The organism is Lentibacillus persicus (assembly GCF_900112705.1).
GTDB lineage: Bacteria > Bacillota > Bacilli > Bacillales > Amphibacillaceae > Lentibacillus > Lentibacillus persicus.
Genome location: NZ_FOMR01000002.1, coordinates 383,417 through 403,545 on the forward strand (window position 1 = coordinate 383,417; position 20,129 = coordinate 403,545).

Annotated in this window: 21 protein-coding genes and 1 other annotated feature; of the genes, 8 read left to right on the forward strand and 13 right to left on the reverse strand. The window is 41.8% G+C overall.

What is annotated here, in order from left to right; genetic code table 11:
* Positions 1-135: 135 nt before the first annotated feature.
* On the reverse strand, positions 136-783 hold the full coding sequence (refZ, locus tag BMZ22_RS04220; protein WP_245745193.1) for a forespore capture DNA-binding protein RefZ: 648 nt from the start codon (positions 781-783) through the stop codon (positions 136-138).
* Between the two features lie 93 nt (positions 784-876).
* Between refZ and BMZ22_RS04225 the strand changes: the two genes are divergently transcribed.
* Together BMZ22_RS04225 and rpsD are read left to right on the forward strand one after the other, a co-directional pair.
* Entirely contained in the window at positions 877-1,359 is a 483-nt protein-coding gene (locus BMZ22_RS04225; protein WP_090081921.1) for a GAF domain-containing protein, read from the forward strand.
* Between the two features lie 419 nt (positions 1,360-1,778).
* Positions 1,779-2,381 (forward strand): 30S ribosomal protein S4, encoded by a 603-nt coding sequence (rpsD, locus tag BMZ22_RS04230; RefSeq protein WP_090081925.1) that lies wholly within the window; start codon positions 1,779-1,781, stop codon positions 2,379-2,381.
* Between the two features lie 138 nt (positions 2,382-2,519).
* Here rpsD and BMZ22_RS04235 read toward each other — a convergent pair whose 3' ends face one another.
* From BMZ22_RS04235 to BMZ22_RS04245, 3 genes are all read right to left on the reverse strand, one after another.
* A complete protein-coding gene (locus BMZ22_RS04235; RefSeq protein ID WP_090081929.1) occupies positions 2,520-2,801 on the reverse strand; it encodes a hypothetical protein in 282 nt (93 codons plus the stop codon).
* Positions 2,802-2,960: 159 nt separating this feature from the next.
* Entirely contained in the window at positions 2,961-3,512 is a 552-nt protein-coding gene (locus tag BMZ22_RS04240) for a type I restriction enzyme endonuclease domain-containing protein (RefSeq protein WP_090081932.1), read from the reverse strand.
* Positions 3,469-4,476, reverse strand: a complete 1,008-nt coding sequence (locus tag BMZ22_RS04245) for a type I restriction enzyme endonuclease domain-containing protein (RefSeq protein WP_090081935.1) — start codon at positions 4,474-4,476, stop codon at positions 3,469-3,471. Before BMZ22_RS04245 ends, BMZ22_RS04240 begins: the two co-directional genes overlap by 44 nt.
* Positions 4,477-5,029: 553 nt before the next feature.
* Between BMZ22_RS04245 and BMZ22_RS04250 the strand changes: the two genes are divergently transcribed.
* Both BMZ22_RS04250 and BMZ22_RS04255 read left to right on the forward strand, forming a co-directional pair.
* The gene (locus BMZ22_RS04250) at positions 5,030-5,290 is read left to right on the forward strand and encodes a hypothetical protein (protein WP_090081939.1); all 261 of its coding nucleotides are present in this window, start codon (positions 5,030-5,032) and stop codon (positions 5,288-5,290) included.
* A 1-nt stretch (position 5,291) separates the two neighbouring features.
* Positions 5,292-5,549 carry a hypothetical protein gene (locus tag BMZ22_RS04255; RefSeq protein WP_090081942.1) on the forward strand — a complete coding sequence of 86 codons (258 nt, stop codon included), beginning with the start codon at positions 5,292-5,294 and terminating at the stop codon, positions 5,547-5,549.
* 6 nt (positions 5,550-5,555) lie between these two features.
* Here BMZ22_RS04255 and BMZ22_RS04260 read toward each other — a convergent pair whose 3' ends face one another.
* Positions 5,556-5,837: a hypothetical protein gene (locus tag BMZ22_RS04260; protein ID WP_090081946.1), complete on the reverse strand. Its 282-nt coding sequence runs from the start codon at positions 5,835-5,837 to the stop codon at positions 5,556-5,558.
* A gap of 77 nt (positions 5,838-5,914) precedes the next feature.
* Positions 5,915-7,186, reverse strand: coding sequence for a tyrosine--tRNA ligase (gene tyrS, locus BMZ22_RS04265; protein WP_090081949.1), 1,272 nt, complete (start codon positions 7,184-7,186; stop codon positions 5,915-5,917).
* 53 nt (positions 7,187-7,239) lie between these two features.
* Positions 7,240-7,457 (reverse strand) — a binding site (T-box leader).
* A gap of 125 nt (positions 7,458-7,582) precedes the next feature.
* Here tyrS and BMZ22_RS04270 point away from each other — a divergent pair.
* The 4 genes from BMZ22_RS04270 to BMZ22_RS04285 all read left to right on the forward strand — a co-directional run bounded on the left by BMZ22_RS04270 (position 7,583) and on the right by BMZ22_RS04285 (position 13,446).
* On the forward strand, positions 7,583-10,708 hold the full coding sequence (locus BMZ22_RS04270) for a transglycosylase domain-containing protein (RefSeq protein WP_090081953.1): 3,126 nt from the start codon (positions 7,583-7,585) through the stop codon (positions 10,706-10,708).
* A gap of 268 nt (positions 10,709-10,976) precedes the next feature.
* Positions 10,977-11,630: a GNAT family N-acetyltransferase gene (locus tag BMZ22_RS04275; RefSeq protein WP_090081957.1), complete on the forward strand. Its 654-nt coding sequence runs from the start codon at positions 10,977-10,979 to the stop codon at positions 11,628-11,630.
* A complete protein-coding gene (locus tag BMZ22_RS04280) occupies positions 11,630-12,280 on the forward strand; it encodes an acetoin utilization AcuB family protein (protein WP_090081960.1) in 651 nt (216 codons plus the stop codon). Before BMZ22_RS04275 ends, BMZ22_RS04280 begins: the two co-directional genes overlap by 1 nt.
* Positions 12,277-13,446, forward strand: coding sequence for an acetoin utilization protein AcuC (locus BMZ22_RS04285; RefSeq protein ID WP_090081963.1), 1,170 nt, complete (start codon positions 12,277-12,279; stop codon positions 13,444-13,446). Before BMZ22_RS04280 ends, BMZ22_RS04285 begins: the two co-directional genes overlap by 4 nt.
* Before the next feature lie 41 nt (positions 13,447-13,487).
* On the opposite strand, the gene motS is transcribed toward BMZ22_RS04285, so the two are convergent.
* From motS to murC, 7 genes are all read right to left on the reverse strand, one after another.
* Complete coding sequence (gene motS / locus BMZ22_RS04290; protein ID WP_090081966.1) at positions 13,488-14,279, reverse strand: flagellar motor protein MotS; 792 nt, start codon at positions 14,277-14,279, stop codon at positions 13,488-13,490.
* Positions 14,269-15,087 carry a flagellar motor protein MotP gene (gene motP, locus BMZ22_RS04295; protein WP_090081970.1) on the reverse strand — a complete coding sequence of 273 codons (819 nt, stop codon included), beginning with the start codon at positions 15,085-15,087 and terminating at the stop codon, positions 14,269-14,271. The genes motS and motP overlap by 11 nt, the downstream gene beginning before the upstream one ends.
* A 62-nt stretch (positions 15,088-15,149) precedes the next feature.
* Positions 15,150-16,145 carry a catabolite control protein A gene (gene ccpA / locus BMZ22_RS04300; RefSeq protein ID WP_090081972.1) on the reverse strand — a complete coding sequence of 332 codons (996 nt, stop codon included), beginning with the start codon at positions 16,143-16,145 and terminating at the stop codon, positions 15,150-15,152.
* Positions 16,146-16,289: 144 nt separating this feature from the next.
* On the reverse strand, positions 16,290-17,372 hold the full coding sequence (locus BMZ22_RS04305) for a bifunctional 3-deoxy-7-phosphoheptulonate synthase/chorismate mutase (protein ID WP_090081975.1): 1,083 nt from the start codon (positions 17,370-17,372) through the stop codon (positions 16,290-16,292).
* 185 nt (positions 17,373-17,557) lie between these two features.
* Positions 17,558-18,034 carry a YtxH domain-containing protein gene (locus BMZ22_RS04310; RefSeq protein WP_090081978.1) on the reverse strand — a complete coding sequence of 159 codons (477 nt, stop codon included), beginning with the start codon at positions 18,032-18,034 and terminating at the stop codon, positions 17,558-17,560.
* Between the two features lie 21 nt (positions 18,035-18,055).
* A complete protein-coding gene (locus BMZ22_RS04315; RefSeq protein ID WP_090081982.1) occupies positions 18,056-18,463 on the reverse strand; it encodes a DUF948 domain-containing protein in 408 nt (135 codons plus the stop codon).
* A gap of 262 nt (positions 18,464-18,725) precedes the next feature.
* Entirely contained in the window at positions 18,726-20,051 is a 1,326-nt protein-coding gene (gene murC, locus BMZ22_RS04320; RefSeq protein WP_090081985.1) for a UDP-N-acetylmuramate--L-alanine ligase, read from the reverse strand.
* Positions 20,052-20,129 lie beyond the last annotated feature (78 nt).

The window sequence follows — 20,129 nt, forward strand, 5'->3', positions numbered from 1 at the left end:
AACTAGCCTCAAACATTAAGTCATGCTATTAACATAATACCATGTAATTAGCATTTTTGGCTAAAAAAATTCAAATAAATTCAATATGCGCCATATTTTTTATGGATTTTCGTAATGAGAAGTTATAAAGACTTTTTATTTAGGGGTGATTGGCTGTTTAACAATATAATCCAGCCAATTAGCGATTGTTTGTGTGTAATTTTTCACGAACTGTTCGCGGGAATGGTTTCCAACAATCTTGTTTTTCAACTCCGGCTGCATTAAATAAGGTGTGACAAGCATACCTTTCATCTGCATCAACAGAAACTGATTTTCAAGTTTCATTCTGCGCTTTCCACTAAAAATCGCATAAAATGTGTTGCTTATTAAATAGTCCTCTTTTGCCAAATATGTCACGGTCATTTCGCGCACGAACACAGAATCCAGCGATATTTCCCGCTGAATAAAACAAGACAATTGATGGTGTTGCTGTTTGTACTGTATAATGACCCCAACTAATTTCTTCAGCTGATCTAATGGCAGAAGGGATTTATTTTCGTTAAGTGATATTTCGATCGCCTCAAGATACGCCTCATAGTATTGGATAACCGCGTACTCAAGCAGCCCTTGCTTGCTTTTGAAATAATAGCTGATTAATGACACATTAATGCCCGCTTTGTCAGCTATATCTCTTACGGAAGTTCCATGGAACCCTTTTTGATAAAACAATGACGATGCCGCTTCTATAACTTTTTGTTTCGTCGGATTATTTTTCATATCATCGCTTGCCTCCTTACCTTTCATTTACGACGAAATGAGGAATAATCCTGCAAGTTTCGCTCGACAATTGTCACTGCAATTTGTCGAAACTAACATACGGAAGGAATGGAATTTATTATGTTTGAAGCAACCGCTTATTCAGGTGAAAAAGTAAAAGATTACGAGCTGTTATTAAAACAGGCAGCTGCCCTGTTTGAAGATGAAACCGATGAAATTGCCAATTTATCGAACGCATCCGCGTTATTGAATCAGTTTTTAAACGACGTTAACTGGGTTGGCTTTTATATTTGGAAAGATGATGAGTTAGTCCTCGGGCCATTTCAAGGGCTCCCTGCGTGTGTCCGAATCGGGTATGGAAAAGGGGTATGCGGGACAGCTGTTAAAGAAGGCATGACACAGCGCGTTGCTGACGTGTTTGCATTTCCGGGTCATATTGCCTGTGATAGTGCGAGCCGATCAGAAATCGTTATCCCCTTATATGTCGATAATAAAGTGTACGGTGTGCTTGATATTGACAGTCCTATTACGAACCGCTTTGATGAAAGTGACCAATTTTATCTGGAGGCTTTCGCAAAAGAAATAGAGCGTTTCCTGGGCTGAATACCTTTGACCCAATCCTTAATGAATGAATTTAATAAAATGGTTGACTTCTGGTATGATAGCTTATATACTATTCGTTGTGTAAAATAAAAAGGTAGCCTATGTGAACCGGCATTGCCACCATTTTATTCCTCTAAAATAAGGTTCAAAAGGAGGATAAAAAGGACCAAGAAGTTCGAGGCAGCGAAGCTTTGAGTAGCGGAATGTATGACTTCTGATACATGAGCAACAGAAAAGCGAGCTAACGAAGAAATTCGATGTGTCATTTTTACCGGACTTTTGAACAATCCGATCATATAAGAGGTGTATCGCGTAACTCTCTGCTGCTGGGGCGAAGGTACATGAAAATAAAATGGACAATGATCAGGAACACGGTCGTTTATTTTATGCAAATAAACTAATAAAGGAGGAAATGTCCTATGGCACGATTTACCGGATCAGACTGGAAAAAATCACGCCGCCTCGGCATTTCATTAACCGGAACCGGTAAGGAATTGGACAGACGCCCTTACCCACCCGGACAACACGGACCTAATCAGCGCAGAAAAATTTCTGAATATGGTCTGCAGCTGCAAGAAAAACAAAAACTTCGCTTTATGTATGGGCTGAACGAACGTCAATTCCGCAGCCTTTTCGCACAAGCGGGTAAAATGAAAGGTGTTCATGGCGAGAACTTCATGATGCTGCTTGAATCCCGTCTGGATAACCTTGTTTATCGCCTCGGGTTGGCACGTACACGCCGCCAGGCACGGCAGCTGGTTGGCCATGGTCACGTAACTGTCGATGGTGGACGTGTTGATATTCCTTCATACACTGTCAAGCCTGGCCAGGTCATTGGTTTGCGTGAAAAATCACAGAACCTTGACATCATCCAGGAAGCAATCGAAGTCAATAACTTCGTACCTGAGTACTTGACATTTGATGAAGATAAAAAAGAAGGAACGTATTCACGTTATCCTGAGCGCACTGAAATGCCAGCAGAAATTAACGAAGCGCTTATCGTTGAGTACTACTCACGTTAATCGGATTGCTTTGAAAACAAGTATATTAAAACCCTCAGAATAGTCTATATTCTGAGGGTTTATTTATTGGGTATATTTTGTAAGAGATATATTATTCTCACAAAACTTTTAATACCATTGTACATATTGACAAATAGCTCAAGCCTCAACTAGTTGGGCCTCCGCTTCACCTATCCCATGTTCTTCCAGCTTTTTAACGTCATAATCATAAATGATGAATCCCCCGCCGAGCCCTTCGTTAATCATCCGGTCAATGTCATAATAATCACTTTTATCAAGTTTCGTTAAATTTTCCGATCTGTTAGTTTCCGCTCCCATATCCAGCCGCCTTGCATCATAGTCATCAATGATAAATCCGCCGCCAAGTCCCTCATTAATCATGCGGTCAACACCCCAATTATAATTTTTCATCGCCGGCATTGCCATCTCCTCCTTGACTCTATTATCTTACATAACAAACTGTATTTCTTTGACCCAGGTCAATTTTCAGTGGATGCAGATGATAAAGTAAAGACAGGCGTATTCAGCCATACAAAAAGAGTTTACGAAACGTTTCATTTCCGTAAACCCTCTAATAATTTAAGCATTTTGCGGCCAGTCTTTATACTGTTCTTCCGCTTCCTCCATGATAGCCTTGGTGATAAACTTCAGCTGCTCGCCCTTGATTCCCTCACGCATTAGTACGTGTTTGACGGACATGCTCACTTTGGCGTATATACTTTTCCGATGTTCACTCGTCCAGTCCTGGCTAAGATTCTTTTTCAGTTCTTTCACGACTTTATGAATCAGGTCTGCCAAAAACTTATTATTGAAAGCGTCCACTTCGAGTGATGTCACCGCTTTATAAAATTCTGCTTCCTCATCAGACAGTCCGAGCTCCTGGCGGAAGTCCGCTTCGTCATCGACTCCTTTTTTCATATCGACCATCATTCTGAGAACATCAGCGGCCTGGATAATCCGGTTGTGATAATCGGCCAGCGTTTTCTCGAGCATTTCCCGCATTTCTTTTTCTTTCGGGCTGTTCTTTTTAAAATTCACCTGAATATGGTCTTCCAGCAATTTCTTTAACAGTTTCAGCCTTAGATCTTCATGCTCTTCCTTTTCTTCCATGTCTTTCAAAAAAATCTTCATCCAAAATACTGATATCAGGTTTCTCAATGCCTGCGACCTGATAAATATCCACCGGCTCTTTCGTTTCCAGATGCCTGTCAATCATGGCATTGAGACGTTCTTCCACTGTCTGATCTGCTTTGGGACTGCTCTGTTGCGAGGTCAGATATTTTTTCACCTGAATTCGAACCATCTGATAGAGTGTGACCTCATCGGCAAAAGGCAGTGCATCATCAGTGTGTTTGACCAGTTTAAAAGCTTTCTCCAACTTGGTGCATGCTTCCACGAAGTTTTCCGGTTCACCATATGCACTGAGCTTATCAAAATTGCCCCGGTAAAATTGGACGACAGGCGTTGTTGTTGGTTTGTGTTTTGTTTTATTTTTGTTTATGTATTGTTTAAATAATGGGGCCGTACTGTGGACTTCATTGATGGCTTTACGGTTGGCCGAATTCCAGTCCGTCCAGCCGACCGCGTTGTTGTCTCCTTTTGCAGCGTCTTGCCTGGTGTTTAGTGAGGTTTTCGTCACATGTTGACTCAATTCATTGGCAAATTGATCCTTAGAGGCATCATTCGTTTGCGGTTGTGCTTCCTGATCCGCTGCTGCCGGCATTTCCGGGCAGTACTCTTCTCTGACAGGCTCCGTTTCCTCAGGCCGTGTTTCTGGTGCTTCCTGTCCTGCAAATTCACTTTCCTGTCCGTGCCTAACTTGTGAAATCATCCCATATGTGGCAGCCTGATTTCCGCTGCCCGGTGTGACGTGGATATAACCTTTCTCCTGCAGTTCCTGGCGTGCACGTTTAAAGGATGTGCCTTTGATACCTGATTTCAATTCAATTGCAGAGGCAGGTACGGTAAACGTCTTCTGCCACCCGCACAGATTGTTAAAATGCATCAGCGTGTTCCAAAGCGCCACGGCTGAGCCGGAAAGCGGATTGAAAATGATCTGATTATAAAACGCATTCAATTCTTTTAAATAATTCATCTTGAGTCACTCCTCAACGCCCTATTCTGTTTTAATTAAATCATCCTATTGGATTGTTTTACTGAATTCAGGGTCTTTTAATTTTTTTAAACCTGTTTGCCCCAGCTTTCCATAGCTTTGGCAGTTGCATTCGAAAATTTTTTTATAATTAAGAGGTTATATAATGTATGGCTTAATGGCTCTTTATTCCCCTTTCCAACAGTTAAGGTGCATAATCTGTGCGAGCACAACAGCGGCATTCGCCGCAACCAATACCCATGTCACTGTTTCTAAAGACTATTATAATGTTAGATTTGAGATTTAAACACGTCCTGGAGGACACCTTTGCTGAAAAGTTTTAGTTTCTTAGAAAACTGACATAAAAAAAACCATGCCTGAATTTCCCATTACCCTTATTTTTGAGATGGTTTTCTGAATATTTATGTTAAAATCAAAGAAGAACGTTCTTTAAGAATCGGGTCAAATTGTGGAATAAGGTTACTGAATTAATGAGCAGGTTAATAAGAAACATTAAATTATGATAATGTTAAAATGAAGTAAGGAGGCGATATTTATGAAAAAAGTTGACGGTCAAGCTGCAAAAGTTTTAGAAGATATTATTCAAGACAAAGATCAGTCATTTGAATTTAATGGGCGACAATATAAAATTGTTGCAATAGATAACAAAGGTGACTTAGAAACGACGGTAAAAGAAGATGTCGAAAAAGATCCAGAATTAAAGCAGAAGTTGTTACAGTCTAAAAAGGATATCGAAGAAGGAAATTATTTCACTTCTGAGGAAATGCGAGACATGATTCGGAGCGGTCAAATTTAAGATGGAATTTATTTGGATGAAAAATACGATGGAGTCATTTGAGAATATTACTAGTAAACATTTTTCTCATAATGAAACCATCGAATACAAATTAAGCTTGTTGGAACGTATTGAAGATAAGATTCAAACACTTGACACGAGTACAAGAGCAGACAAACCAGAGTGGAATGCCAGTCATAAAATCCTTGTAGACAGGTTTATTATTTACTACTCCTTTTCTGAAGATAAACAAACTTGTTATATTGAATATTTGAAATAGGTTTTTTTATATTTGTTGCTCTCGAGCCCATATTTCGTCTTTCCGGCCCATGTTTTGGCTCTCCGGAACATGTTTCCACTCTCCGGAACATAATTCCTCTCTCCGGCACTCTTCACTCTCCGGAACATATTCCTCTTCTCCGGCACATATCTTCACTCTCCGGAACATATTCCTCTCCTCCGGAACATATCTCCACTCTCCGGAACATATTCCTCTCCTCCGGAACATATCTCCACTCTCCGGAACATATTCCTCTTCTCCGGAACATATTTCCACTTTCCGGAACATATTCCTCTTCTCCGGCACATATTTCCACTTTCCGGCATATAATCCCGCTCTTCAGCTCATGTTCTCACGCCATTCCCTCAGCTGAACCGCACCAAAAAGTATTTTTTCTTTCCGCGTCGGATAACTGTAAATCGTCCATCAATGCGGTCCTCTTCACTCACCACATATTTCAGATCCTGCTGGCGCTCCCCATTGATATAAATCGCACCGTTCTGAATATCCTCCCGCGCCTGGCGCTTTGACGAGGAAATTGACGCATTAACTAAAAGATCAATCAGACCGGCATCTTCCTTCGTTGCATCATATGTCGGCACGTCCTTGAACCCTTGCTCAATATCGCTTGCAGAAAGGTTTTTCAAACCACCACTAAACAGGGATTCCGTAATTTTTTGGGCTTGCTCCAAAGCTTCCTTGCTATGAACCATGACCGTCATTTCTTCCGCAAGCCGTTTTTGTGCCTGACGTTTCTCAGGATGATTTTCAAGCTCATATTGCAGTTCGTTTAGTTCCGCTTCCTCGAGGAAGGTAAAATAGCGCAGAAATTTCATAACGTCACGATCATCCGTGTTAATCCAGAATTGATAAAACTCATACGGTGTTGTTTTTTCCGGATCAAGCCAGATTGCACCACCCGCTGTTTTGCCAAATTTGCTGCCGTCCGCTTTGGTGATCAGGGGCACAGTGAGTCCGAAAACATTAACGTCTTCATCTTCATTTTCGCGGGCCCTCCGAATCAGCTCCATGCCAGCCGTAATATTCCCCCACTGGTCACTTCCGCCAATTTGCAATGTACAGTTTTCCTGCTCGTACAGTTTCATATAATCGAGTGACTGCAAAATCATGTAGCTGAACTCAGTATAAGATATTCCCTGTTCTATACGGGCTGAGACCGATTCTTTTCCGAGCATATAATTAATGCCAAAATGCTTGCCGGCATCGCGCAAGAAATCAATCACGGTCATCTTTCCAAGCCAGTCATGGTTATTCCTGGCTACTGCCGCATTGGTACCTTTATCAAAATCAAGCAGTTTTGCCAATTGTTCTTTTATGCTTTCACTGTAACTGTGAACAACTGACGCCTCATTTAATGAACGTTCAGAAGATCGGCCGCTCGGGTCCCCTATCATTCCTGTGCCGCCGCCAATCAATGCGATCGGTTTGTGCCCTGCCCGCTGAAACCGTTTAAGCATGATGATCGGCAAGAGATGGCCGATATGCAGGCTATCTCCGGTCGGGTCAAAGCCGCAATACAATGTTACCTGATTTTCATTCAAATGTTGTTGAAGTGATTCTCTGTCAGTTGTTTGCTGAACTAAACCTCTATTTTCAAGGTCTTGTAAAATATCCATGCCAATTCCACTCCATTTCCAAAAGTAATAAAAAAACCCGTCCCTCAACTAAAATAAGGGACGAGTTATCGCTCGCGGTACCACCCTTGTTGCACATACAAAATGCCACTTGGGATTGTTAACGATGTTGCCACCGTCTTTTTAAAAATACACTTCTTAAAAAGAAAACTCCGGACTGTAATTCGCCTGCAAATATTTACTGACTCTCACCCACCGTCAGCTCTCTTAAAAAGTGATTTGCAATACTACTTCGGTCGTTCAACGCTAAAAATATAAGATTTTAATCTATTGATACCATAAACGTAACACAATTGCAATACTCGAACAACATAATTTAATTCACCCGTTTCTTTTGCTGTGCTATAATAGATTTGATTCAGGGGAGGGTTTTAATAAGTGGATTTCAAGCAATCATTCCAAAAACTTACAAAAAAGGTAAAATCACTTTGGACAAACCTCAAATCACATCCTTATACCGAAAAAGCAAAGTCGCTCTGGTCAACAGGAAAAATTCAAAGGTCATCACGTATCAGTTATGACGTTATTTGGAGCGTTCTTTTATTTTTCGTAATTATTGCAGTGGTTGGAGGTTTTTTTGCCGGCGGAGTCGGTGCCGGTTACTTCGCATCACTTGTAAAAGATGAGCCGGTGCGAAACTATGAAAGTATGGAAACCGACATATATAATTATGAAGAAACATCGTCACTTTATTTCGCAGGTGAGACATATATAGGTGATATTCGTTCTGATATATACCGTGAAGAAGTTTCATTGGAAAATGTTTCAGATGTCTTAAAAGATGCTGTTATCGCAACGGAAGATGAATATTTTAATGAGCATCAAGGGATTGTGCCGAAAGCAATCGTTCGTGCAATGGTTCAACAGGCAACAAATTCTGCAACACAATCCGGTGGGAGTACGTTAACACAGCAGCTTGTAAAGAACCAAATTTTAACAAATGAAGTCTCGTTTGAACGAAAAGCAAAAGAAATTTTAATCGCCATGCGTCTTGAGCGCTTTTTCGAAAAAAATGAAATTCTTGAAGCCTACTTAAACATTGTTCCATATGGCCGTGATGCATCAGGCGGAAACATTGCGGGTATTCAGACCGCAGCGCAGGGCATCTTCGGAATCGATGCTTCAGAAGTCAACCTTGCTCAGGCAGCTTATTTGGCAGGCTTACCGCAAAGCCCTTCAACTTATACACCTTTTAAAAACAGCGGCGGCCTGAAAAATAAAGAGGCTCTGAAACCCGGCCTAAACCGTATGCAGTCTGTTCTGGAGCGTATGTATGAGTCAGAGTATATTTCAAAGGAAGAATACGATAAAGCCATGGCGTATGACATCACAGCTGATTTCGCTGAAGAGTCTCAATCACCGATCGAAAAATACCCGTATTTGACATTTGAAGCAGAAGATCGGGCAAGTGATATTATAATGGAACACCTTGCTGAAGAAGATGGTTATTCAATGGAAGATTTAAATAATGATGACAATCTTAAAGAGGAATACCGTACGTTAGCTGATCGAGCTTTGCGCCAAAACGGCTATGACATTCATACCACCATCGATAAGAAAACACATGACGCTTTTAAAGAAGTCGCGCAAAACTATAAATATTACGGGCCCGACTGGACCGGTTACACAGAAGATCCTGAAACAGGTGAACAAGTTAAAGTTACCCAGCCGGTCCAAACCGGCGGTATTCTGATGGAAAACTCAAGCGGCCGCATTATCAGTTTTGTCGGCGGTCGTGATTATAATGCAGAAAACCAGCTGAATTTTGCCACTCAGGCTATACGCTCAAACGGCAGTACGATGAAGCCGATTCTGGCCTATGCGCCTGCGTTCGAAAAAGGTGCTGTCCAGCCGGGAACACCGATAGCGGACGTTCCTACAACCTTTTCCGGCGGCTACACACTTAACAACTATGGCGGTGGGTATCATGGGATTGTTTCGGCTCGAAAAGCTCTTTACAATTCATATAACATCCCGGCAGTTGAGGTGTACAGCCGTATCTATAACCAGGATCCTGTCAGTGAATTTCTCGAACCAATGGGCTTCACAACTATAGGGGATAAAGAATATGCCAACCTTTCACTTGCAATTGGTGGTACAACCAGAGGTGTTACAGTTGAAGAAAACGTGAATGCCTTCTCGACACTCGGCAACAACGGCAAATTTGCCGATGGTTATATGATTGAAAAAATCACTGACCAGGATGGCAATGTCATATATGAACATAACCCGGATCCTGTCAACGTTTTTTCACCGGAAACATCGTACCTGACACTGGATATCATGCGCGATGTTATTAATCAGGGAACAGGCGCATATTTGAACTCGCAAATTAAACATAGCGGGGTCGATTGGGCAGGCAAAACCGGCACATCACAAGAATACAAAGACGCCTGGTTTGTCGGCGTGAACCCAAATGTTTCGATGGGCGTTTGGCTCGGCTATGAGGAAGGAAAAAGTATTCAATGTCCATCATGTTCATTGAGTTATAGCCAGCGTACTCAGAAACTATGGGCGGAACTGGTAAATGCCGCGTCAGACATTAACCCGGATTTGGTTGCGCCTGAGAAAAACTTCGAACGCCCTGACGGCATCGTATCACGAAGCTATTGTGCCATTTCCGGCATGTTGCCCTCAGAGTTGTGCCAGGAAGCCGGACTGGTCAAAACCGACTTATTCAACGCAAAATACGTCCCTACCGAGCGAGATGACAGTCTAATCAGGGGCGGGTCCACTGTCACAGTTAACGGCAAAACGGTAGCAGCCGGCAGCAACACGCCGGAAGAGTTCATTGAAGGTGAGGGATTGTCCTTTAATCCGGAATTCCTGGAACGGAATGGATATGACCGATTCAGCGATCTTTCCATCCTCTTCCCGCGAACCAACCGGGATGCATGGGAGAAAATTGGGTTTCCGGAATCCGGTTCCGCAAGCGGCAGTATTGAAAACGACGGCGAAAACCCTGCTGCACCGGGTAATGTCTCTTCATCCGGGAGCACAATTTCCTGGAGCAGTTCAGAGAGCAGTGACACTGTAGGTTATCGGATATACAGCGCCGGCAGTCCGGATGGTTCATTCAGCCGTGTCGGCAGCACAACGGAAACAAGTTTTACAGCTCCCGGCGATGATGCTGTATATCACGTCAAATCCGTTGACTATTTTGGGCTTGAATCATCCGCCTCTGAGGAAGTTGTCGTTGGGGAACTTTCAAATCCTGAAGATGATTCAGGAGAAAGCGATAGTTCCGGTGGCCAATCAGAGTCAGAGGATAATTCAGATTCAAACAACAACAACGGTAATACAGACGAAAACTCTAATGAAGATAATAACAATGACTCCGGAAGCGAAAATAACAGCGGTGGATCCACTGAAGACAACTCCAGCGATGACGGAACTAACGAAGATGATTCGAACAGCGACGAATCCACCAGCAATGAAAATGGCGACGGAGAGAATGACAGTGGTAATGGGACTGACAATGATGGTGAAACTGACGACAGTTGATCCAACAATAACAACAATTGAAATATTATATGATTAATGTAAAAGACGAACTAAAAGAAGGATTAGCGGAGAATATTTCCGCAGCTGCGTTTCCAACTTTCCTTCTTAACCATAGTTCGTCTTTACATTTACTTTAACCCCTTTTATCTTCCCCTTTTAATTCTTTTATTCTATTTTCCATCTTCTACTAAAAATCATAATCAAAATAAGGTATAATGAATGTAATGAAAACGCTATTATTTATTGTCACAGAAGGTTGGTGAATGATATGGACCATATTAAAACTTCTTATTCGGAATCGCGTAATACACCTAATGGTCCCATTACGATTGAAGGCCCGCTGCCATCTTCAGAGCTTAAGAAATACCATTTCCATGAAGATTTAACAGCATTTCGGCCTGCACCAAAGCAATTCGAAGCTATCCTCGGCATTGCAGATTTTACCGAAGGCCGCATTATTGTGGCCAGAACAGAAGACACCATTGTCGGATACGTGACATATTTACACCCGGATCCGCTTGAGCGGTGGTCAAAATTCAATATGGAGGATCTGATCGAACTGGGAGCAGTTGAAGTCATTCCTGCCTTCCGCGGCGCAAAAATTGCCTCAGGGCTGCTCGAAGTTTCCATGATGGATGATTATATGGAAAACTATATTGTGATTTCAACCGAATACTACTGGCATTGGGATTTGGATGCAACGCGTTTAAGTGTATGGGATTACCGGAAAGTTATGGAGAAAATGATGGCTGCCGGCGGGCTTTTGCCTGCTCCGACAGATGACCCTGAAATCATTTCACATCCGGCTAATTGCCTTATGGTTCGAATTGGTAAAAATGTTCCGGAAGAGTCAGTAGCACGCTTTGATAAATTACGCTTTTTGCAACGGCACAAATACCGCAATATGAGGGAGGGACTCTAATGCTTGTAGAAGAAATCATGAAAACCGATGTATTGACACTGCCGCCGGAAGCGACTGTAGCTGAAGCGCTGCAGCTTCTGCGGGATAACCAAATCCGTCATATACCAATAATCGATACGGAGAATCAGGTCATCGGAATTGTATCCGACCGCGACGTCCGTGACGCATCACCATCTGTATTTGATCAATTTACGGATCATCAGGCATTAAACAAGGAAATTCAGGCGATTATGAGTTCACCGGTCGTCACCGTCCACCCACTTGATTTTGTTGAAGAAATTGCACGTGTGTTCTATGATGAGGAGTTTGCTTGTCTCCCTGTTGTAAGCGACAACAAATTAATTGGGATTATCACCGAAAAAGACATGTTGTATACACTGATTCAATTGACCGGCACCAATGTACAAAGCTCACAAATTGAGTTGAAAGTTCCGCACAAGCCGGGTATCCTGCCTAAAGTAGCAGCTATTTTCGGAGAACGAAACTCAAACATTACATCTATTCTCATGTACCCATATAAAGATGATCCGAACTACAAAATTTTGGTTTTTCGCGTCCAGACAATGAATCCTCTTCCATTGATTCAGGATTTGCGGAATGCTGGCTATGAATTGATGTGGCCCAATAATATGGTGGAGCCAAGAACATGACATGTCACGCCGCTTTTATCTATTCAAATGATTTCCTGAAGTATCACTTTCATTCGGATCATCCATTTAATCAACAACGCGTGAAGTTATCGAAGGATTTGCTGGAGAAGCAAAACCTTCTGTCCGGGAATGATGTCGTACCACCCCGAATCGCTGATGAGGAGGAACTTGCTCTCTTTCATGATAAAGCCTATATTAATGCTGTTAAACAAGCAAGCTTCAGCGATTTAACCGAAGATGAATCTGCAGAGTTTGGTATTGGAACAGAAGATACACCCACATTTTCAAATATGCATGAAGCTTCTTCTATACTTGTTGGCGGGACTCTGACAGCTGTAGACACCGTCTTGAAGGGCGATGCTGAGCATGCCTTGAACCTGGGAGGCGGGCTCCATCATGGTTTTAAGCGAAAAGCGAGCGGTTTTTGTGTTTATAATGATGGTGCCATCGCCATTAAATACATACGGAAGCACTATGACTTGAAAGTGCTTTATGTTGATACAGACGCTCACCACGGTGACGGTGTTCAATGGGCCTTTTATGATGATCCCAATGTATGTACATTATCCATTCATGAGACCGGACGATACCTTTTTCCCGGAACGGGTCAGATTAATGAAAGAGGTATTAAGGAAGGCCATGGCTATTCATTCAATTTACCGATTGATGCATTTACTGAGGATGAATCGTTTATACACGTTTATGAAACAGCTCTCAGGGAAATTGCTGAGTTTTTTCAGCCTGATGTCATCTTGACCCAAAATGGCGCGGATGCTCATGTGAATGATCCCCTGACACACTTATGCACAACGATGGAAAGCTTTGAACGCATCCCGTTGCTGGCACACGAGATGGCGCATCAATACTGCAATGGCCGCTGGATAGCTCTTGGCGGGGGCGGGTATGATATGTGGCGTGTCGTCCCCCGTGCCTGGGCGCAAATATGGAGCGTCATGAAGACAGGAAACGTTCAAAACGGGGCTCTGCCATCTGATTGGGGCAATGAATGGCAACACCTTTCACCTGTCACACTGCCTGAAAATTGGCAGGATGATAAAAAGATCGTGCCAAATATTCCCCGTAAAGCCGATATCAACGAGAAAAATGATAATATCCTGCAAAGTTCACTGAAGTATGCCCGAAATAAACTCGGTGGAACGCTTTAGCAAAAAATAAAGGGAAAAGCCACGCCGCCGGGCTTCTCCCTTTATTCTGTGCTTTCGTTCTCTTTTTCGAGTATAATCATTTCAACCCGCCGGTTCTCACGCCAATTTTCAACCGAAGTGTTTGGAGCTGCCGGTCTTGTGGATCCATAGCCGATAGATGAAAACCGTGATACATCAAAATCATTTTCATCAATTAAATAACGAATGACACTGCTGGCTCTGGCTCCGGATAATTCCCAATTGGAGGGATATTTATAGCTGGAAATCGGGCGGTCATCAGTATGCCCTTCAACACTTACATCGTTAGGCAGATTCATCAGAAGCTCGCCCACCCTATCAAGAAACGGTTTACCTGAATCAAGGATTTTTGCTTCCCCGGTGTCAAACATGATCCTCTCCTGGAGCACCAAAACCACCCCGCGGTCGTCTCTGCTCGCAGAAATAACATTATTAAGGTTATTATTTTGCAAATATTGCTCAACCTGTGCCATCAATTCGTCCAATGAATCCTTATTTTCTTCTTGCGTCATGTCATCCCGGTCATTTACATTTTCAGTTGCTGTCGGGTTTTCAAATTCATTGGAATTTTTGCCGCTTTCTTCATTACTCGTGTGCTCCGTCGGGTTTTCCATTGGCACCGGCGATGGATAAAAATCAAAAATCATCCGATTTCTAAATGATTCTGAAACGGCATCGAACTTAACCATATCGATTTGCGAAACAGAAAATAGCAAAATAAAGAAAACTAGAATTAACGTTACCATATCCGAATATGTAACCATCCATTTTGGCGCGCCTGACTGACCATTGTCCCTTATTTTTCTAGGCTTCATTTACGCTCTCTCCGGTAAAAACAGCTTCATCTTCCGTTTCTTCTTTTTCTTCTTTTGGCAGAAAGGCACCCAGCTTTTCCTCAAGAATACGGGGGTTCTGGCCTGACTGAACACCAATGACACCTTCGATAATTATTTGCTTTGTAAACATTTCTTCTTCAGTTTTTGCTGCAAGTTTATTTGCCATCGGAAGAAAAACCAGATTAGCCATCACTGTCCCATACAAAGTGGTCAAAAGCGCTACAGCCATTTTTGGACCCAGTGTTGCCGGGTCCGTTAAACTGTTCAGCATTAGAACAAGGCCGACTAATGTACCGATCATTCCCCAGGCAGGCGCATATTCCCCAGCTTTTTCAAGGATGGCTCGTCCTTTATAATGACGTTCCTCCATCGCTGTTATTTCTGCATTCATAATATCATTGATTACCTCAGGTTCTACCCCATCAACCGCAAGCAGTACACCTTTTTTAATAAATGGATCGTCTTCTTCATCCATTTCACTTTCCAAAGCCAGTATGCCTTCTCTGCGTGCGCGTTCTGACAGCCTAATGAACATACCAATTAGATCTTTTAGACGATGGTCATTTTGATGGAACGCTTCCTTCATAACCTTGCCTGTCAGCTTAATTTGCTCAAGTTTAAAGTTTATCAATAAGGATGCGGCGAGTCCGCCTAATACGACAAAGATTGACGCAATATCCAAGAAAGAATTGAAGCCTTCCATTCCACCCTTGAACAGAATTGCCAGCATAATCATGATAAATCCAAGTGTAATGCCGATGGGGGTCAAGATGTCTCGTTTTCTCATATTCCCGCTCCTCTGGTAAAGCTTGTTGAAAAAATAAGTCATCTTTTATATCGGCAAAAATCTTATTTTGTTGAATCTCTTTCAATAATTCGGTGCGGCAAGACCACTTTTTTCTCTTCGACTTCTTCTTTGTTCATATATTTAGTCAATAACCGCATTGCAACCGCACCAATATCATACATTGGCTGAACAATTGTTGACAGGGTCGGTCGTACCATGGTTGCCAATCTGGTATTGTCAAAACCAAACACTTCAAGGTCTTTTGGTACCTCATAGCCTTTGTCCTGTGCTCCATGAATGACCCCAAGCGCCATCTCATCTGCCGCTACAAATACTGCAGAAGGTTTTTCCTCCATTTTGAGAAGTTGATTGACTGCATCCATTCCTGAGTCATACGAATAATCCCCTGTAAGAATATAGTCTTCATCAACTTCTGCATTCCCTTCGTTTAAGGCACGTATATAACCGTTATACTTGTGCTTGTTGATTAGTGTATCGTCAACCCCCGAGACAAACGCAATTTTCCCATTTCCCTTTTCAAGTAAATACGACGTCGCTTCAAAAGCTGCAGCCTCATAATCAATGTTCACAGACGGAATCTCATTTGTTTCATCCTGTGTTGCAGCCACAACAACAGGAACTGATGATGACTTAAATTGGTTGACATGATCCTCAGTTATATCGCCGCCCATGAATAAAATGCCATCAACCTGCTTCTCAAGCATCGCATTAATTAATTGCAGTTCCTTGTCTTTATTCTGGTCCGAGTTACTTAAAATAATATTATATTTATACATAGTGGCAATATCTTCAATCCCTCTTGCCAGCTCAGCAAAAAAGATACTGGATATATCCGGTATAATCGCGCCGACTGTCGTCGTTTTTTTGCTTGCCAGACCTCTGGCCACGGCATTTGGACGGTATCCAAGTTCTTCAATTGTCCGCAAAACTTTTTTTCGGGTTACTGGTTTCACATTCGGGTTTCCGTTTACAACACGGGAAACCGTTGCCATTGAAACGTTTGCCTCGCGTGCTACATCATATATTGTTACAGTCATTTTCAACTACCTCCTCATTCATCGCCAAAACGTTTTCCTTTTCATTATGATACGCTAACACAACTAAAAACACAAAAATTTAAAGGCTGACCGTTGAAATGGTCAACCTTTAATGAAATATCTTACTGATTAATTTTGATTCAATTATTTTTGAACTGCAGGGCGTGGTGCAAATTCGTCAAGTTGTTTCATGAAATTATCGAATGTTGGTATATCCATTTGCTGGGCTGCATCAGACAGTGCAACTGCAGGGTCTGGATGGACCTCAGCCATGATACCATCAGCTCCAATAGCAACCGCTGCTTTAGCTGCAGGAAGGAGCAAATCTCTGCGTCCTGTTGAATGCGTTACATCAACCATAACAGGCAAGTGTGTTTCTTGTTTCAGAATTGGTACAGAGGAGATATCCAACGTATTGCGTGTAGCTTTCTCATAAGTACGAATACCGCGCTCACACAATATGATATCACCATTGCCGCGTGACATAATGTATTCTGCAGCATTAACAAATTCTGAAATTGTAGCTGACATACCGCGTTTCAAGAGAACCGGTTTATTCGTTTCACCGACAGCTTTTAAGAGTTCAAAGTTCTGCATATTGCGGGCGCCAATTTGAATGACGTCAACATAGTCTAGCGCTTTTTCCACATGTTCCGGATTGACAATCTCACTGACAACGGCCAAGTCGTGTTCATCAGCGGCTTTTTTCAAAATTTCCAATCCTTCTACACCAAGACCCTGGAAATCATATGGGGACGTTCTTGGCTTAAATGCACCGCCGCGCAATAATTTAATGCCGTTGCGTTTCACAGCTTGTGCCACTTGAGCCACCTGCTCATAACTTTCGACTGAACATGGACCCATTACATGCTGCACACCACCGTTGCCAATCGCAGCACCCTTAATGTCGATAATTGTATCGTCCGGTTTCTTCTTTCGTGAGACGAGTAGCGCTTTACGATGATCATCTTCTTGAAGCTCAAGACTAGCTTTAAAAATTTCTTTAAAAATATGTTCAATGGTCGAGTTTTCAAATGGACCATCATTTTTGTCAGTCAGCTCGTTCAGCATTTTTCGCTCTCTTACCGGGTCATAACGGTTAATGCCTTGTTTTTCTTTTACTTCACCAATTTTCTGCACTGTTTCAGCGCGCTGGTTTATTAATTTTAATAGCTCCACATTAACATCATCCAGCTTTTCACGAAGACTTTCTAATTCTTTATTCAATATGATCCCCTCCTGTTAGCATTCATATATTCTTGAAATTATATTAGGCATTATTATACATAAAAGTACAACGTTTGTCACCCTTATAAATACAATTTTTAAAAAAAGGGCTATTCTCCTATTTTATTTACCATTGTTTCAGTATATCAAAAAAAGTCAGTGAGTACTCACTGACTTTTAGCAACTTATTTTGTTTCGGGTTTTTCGACTTCTGCCGCAGCTTCTTCCGCTGCCTCTTCTACTGCATCAGCGACAGCGTCGTTCGGTTCATTGTTTTTTTTGCTCCACTTATCCTGAAGGTTCTGGCTCAGCTCCTGTGTTTTTTCCTGTGTTTTGCGGGAAAGTTGTGAAGTTGAATCCATCGCTTTTGTCCGCAAATCCGAACCTTTTAAATACGCTCTTTCTTTTAATTCAGAGCCTTTCGTATAAGCGGTATCTTTCAATTCGTTTCCTCTTTCAAGGGCAGTATTTCCCCACTCACCTGCACGGCCTTTTAACTGTATGGCACCGTCGTTAATATTGCTCCTGATTTCTCTTCCGGATTTTGGAGCAAGTAATAAAGCAGTGACAGCTCCCGCTATGGCACCCATAAGTGTTCCAATCATGAAATCCTTAGTATTAATGCTTGTTTCCTGATTGTTATTGCTGTTATCGTTTCCCATTCCAATTCCTCCTCTTAAAAATTATTTATTTTTTTTCTTTTTCCAAAATTCCACAGCCGAATTCCCCCATTTAAGAACTTCGGCAACTTTCTCCTGATTTTTTGATGCAGCACTTGAAATACTGGTAGACAGCTTTCTCAGTGATTCATTCAATTCATTGACAGTATTGCCGACACTTTTAATACCATCAAACAGGATATTCAGCTTGTCCGACTTTTGATTAACGTCGTCAGCAAGACTGTTCGTTTTCTCAAGCAACTCAGTCGTTTCTGATGTGACGCCTTGCATTTGTGACTCAAGATTCTCCAATGTGCTGGAAACATTATCCATCGTTCGCTGTGCTGCCTTCAGCGTGATAACAACATAGACAACGAGTACTGCAAGGGCAGCAGCAGCAATAATAGCAGCTATGTACAATAAAATCTCCATTGCCTGATCAACTCCTTCGATTAGGGCATATTTAAATAAGCGATGTGTTGCAGTGGATTACAAATAATGAGCCCGGATTAAGTATCTTTACTTTATATTCCCCAAATAACATTGTGTAAACGTCAATTCAGTTTAACAATCGGCCGAATTCGCTCATACACCTATTATATTTATACTATAACGGATTTTAACAATAATTTCGACAGCTATGGTGAAAAAATATATTTATGAAAAAAGAGCCAAGATATAGTTGACTCTTTTTCTACGCTTTTTTAATTTGCTCATAATTGACATAATCAAGCTCATTTTCATAGGCGGCCTGAAATTTCTGGATATCGCCTGCACCCATGAATAACAGCACGCTGTCAGCATGTTCTGCTAATACGTTCGTATGGGACAGATCTAATATGGCGCTGTCATCCACCAATTTCTGTAAATCCTCGATTGTTAATTTGCCGCTTTCTTCTCTGGCCGAGCCAAAAATATCACACAAATAGACCTTGTCAGCCAGGTTTAAGCTCTCTGCAAAATCCTGCAGAAATGTTTTGGTACGTGTGTACGTATGCGGCTGAAATATAGCCACTACAGGTTTGTTCAGATATTTTTTCCGTGCTGTTTCAATCGTTGCTGTTATTTCACGCGGATGGTGAGCATAATCATCTACCAGGATTTGATTTCCAACCGATTTCTCAGTGAAGCGTCGTTTAACACCTTCAAACGATTCGAGTGCTCTTAGCTTCTGAGCTTTTATATCTTCATAATGGCAAATGGCAACAACTGAGAGAGCATTCAATACGTGATGGTCCCCATACATCGGAATCCTGAATGTATCATAATACGTATTGCGCACGAATACATCAAACTCCGTGCCATATTCAGTTTCAGTTACGTTTTGTGCCTGAAAATCGTTGGTGCTTGAAAAACCATAATAGACAACCGGCACTTTCGCTTGAATTTGCTGAAGTTGTTCATCATCTCCACAGGCAATGATGCCTTTTTTCACTTGGTCTGCCATCGATTGAAACGCGTTAAAAACATCATCAATACTTGTAAAATAGTCCGGATGATCAAAATCAATATTGGTCATTATCGCATAATCAGGTTCATAGCTTAAAAAATGGCGCCGGTATTCACAAGCCTCAAACACGAAATATTTGCTGTCAACATGTCCTTTTCCTGTACCATCACCTATTAAATAAGAGATTGGATATGATTGATCGAGAACATGCGCCAGCAAACCTGTCGTAGATGTTTTGCCATGTGCACCTGTAACTGCAATACTTGTATATTGCTTGAGCCATTCACCTAAAAAATCATGATATCTGTAAAACGTTAAACCTTGTTTTTTTGCTTCTTTAATTTCAGGGTGATTATCTGAAAAAGCGTTACCCGCTATGATCGTATAGCCTTCTTCGATGTTTTCTTCTGAAAAAGGGAGTATAGGAATGTCTTTTTCCTCTAATGCTTTTTGTGTAAAAAAATACTTATCAATATCAGAGCCCTGCACCTTCTCCCCCGAGTCGTGCAGGATATGAGCGAGTGAACTCATTCCGGTTCCCTTAATACCAATAAAATGGTAAGCTGTCATAAAAATGAACCTCCAAATTTATATCCGTCTAACTGAACGATTTATTAATTCCAAATCTGCCATTTTGACATTATAGCA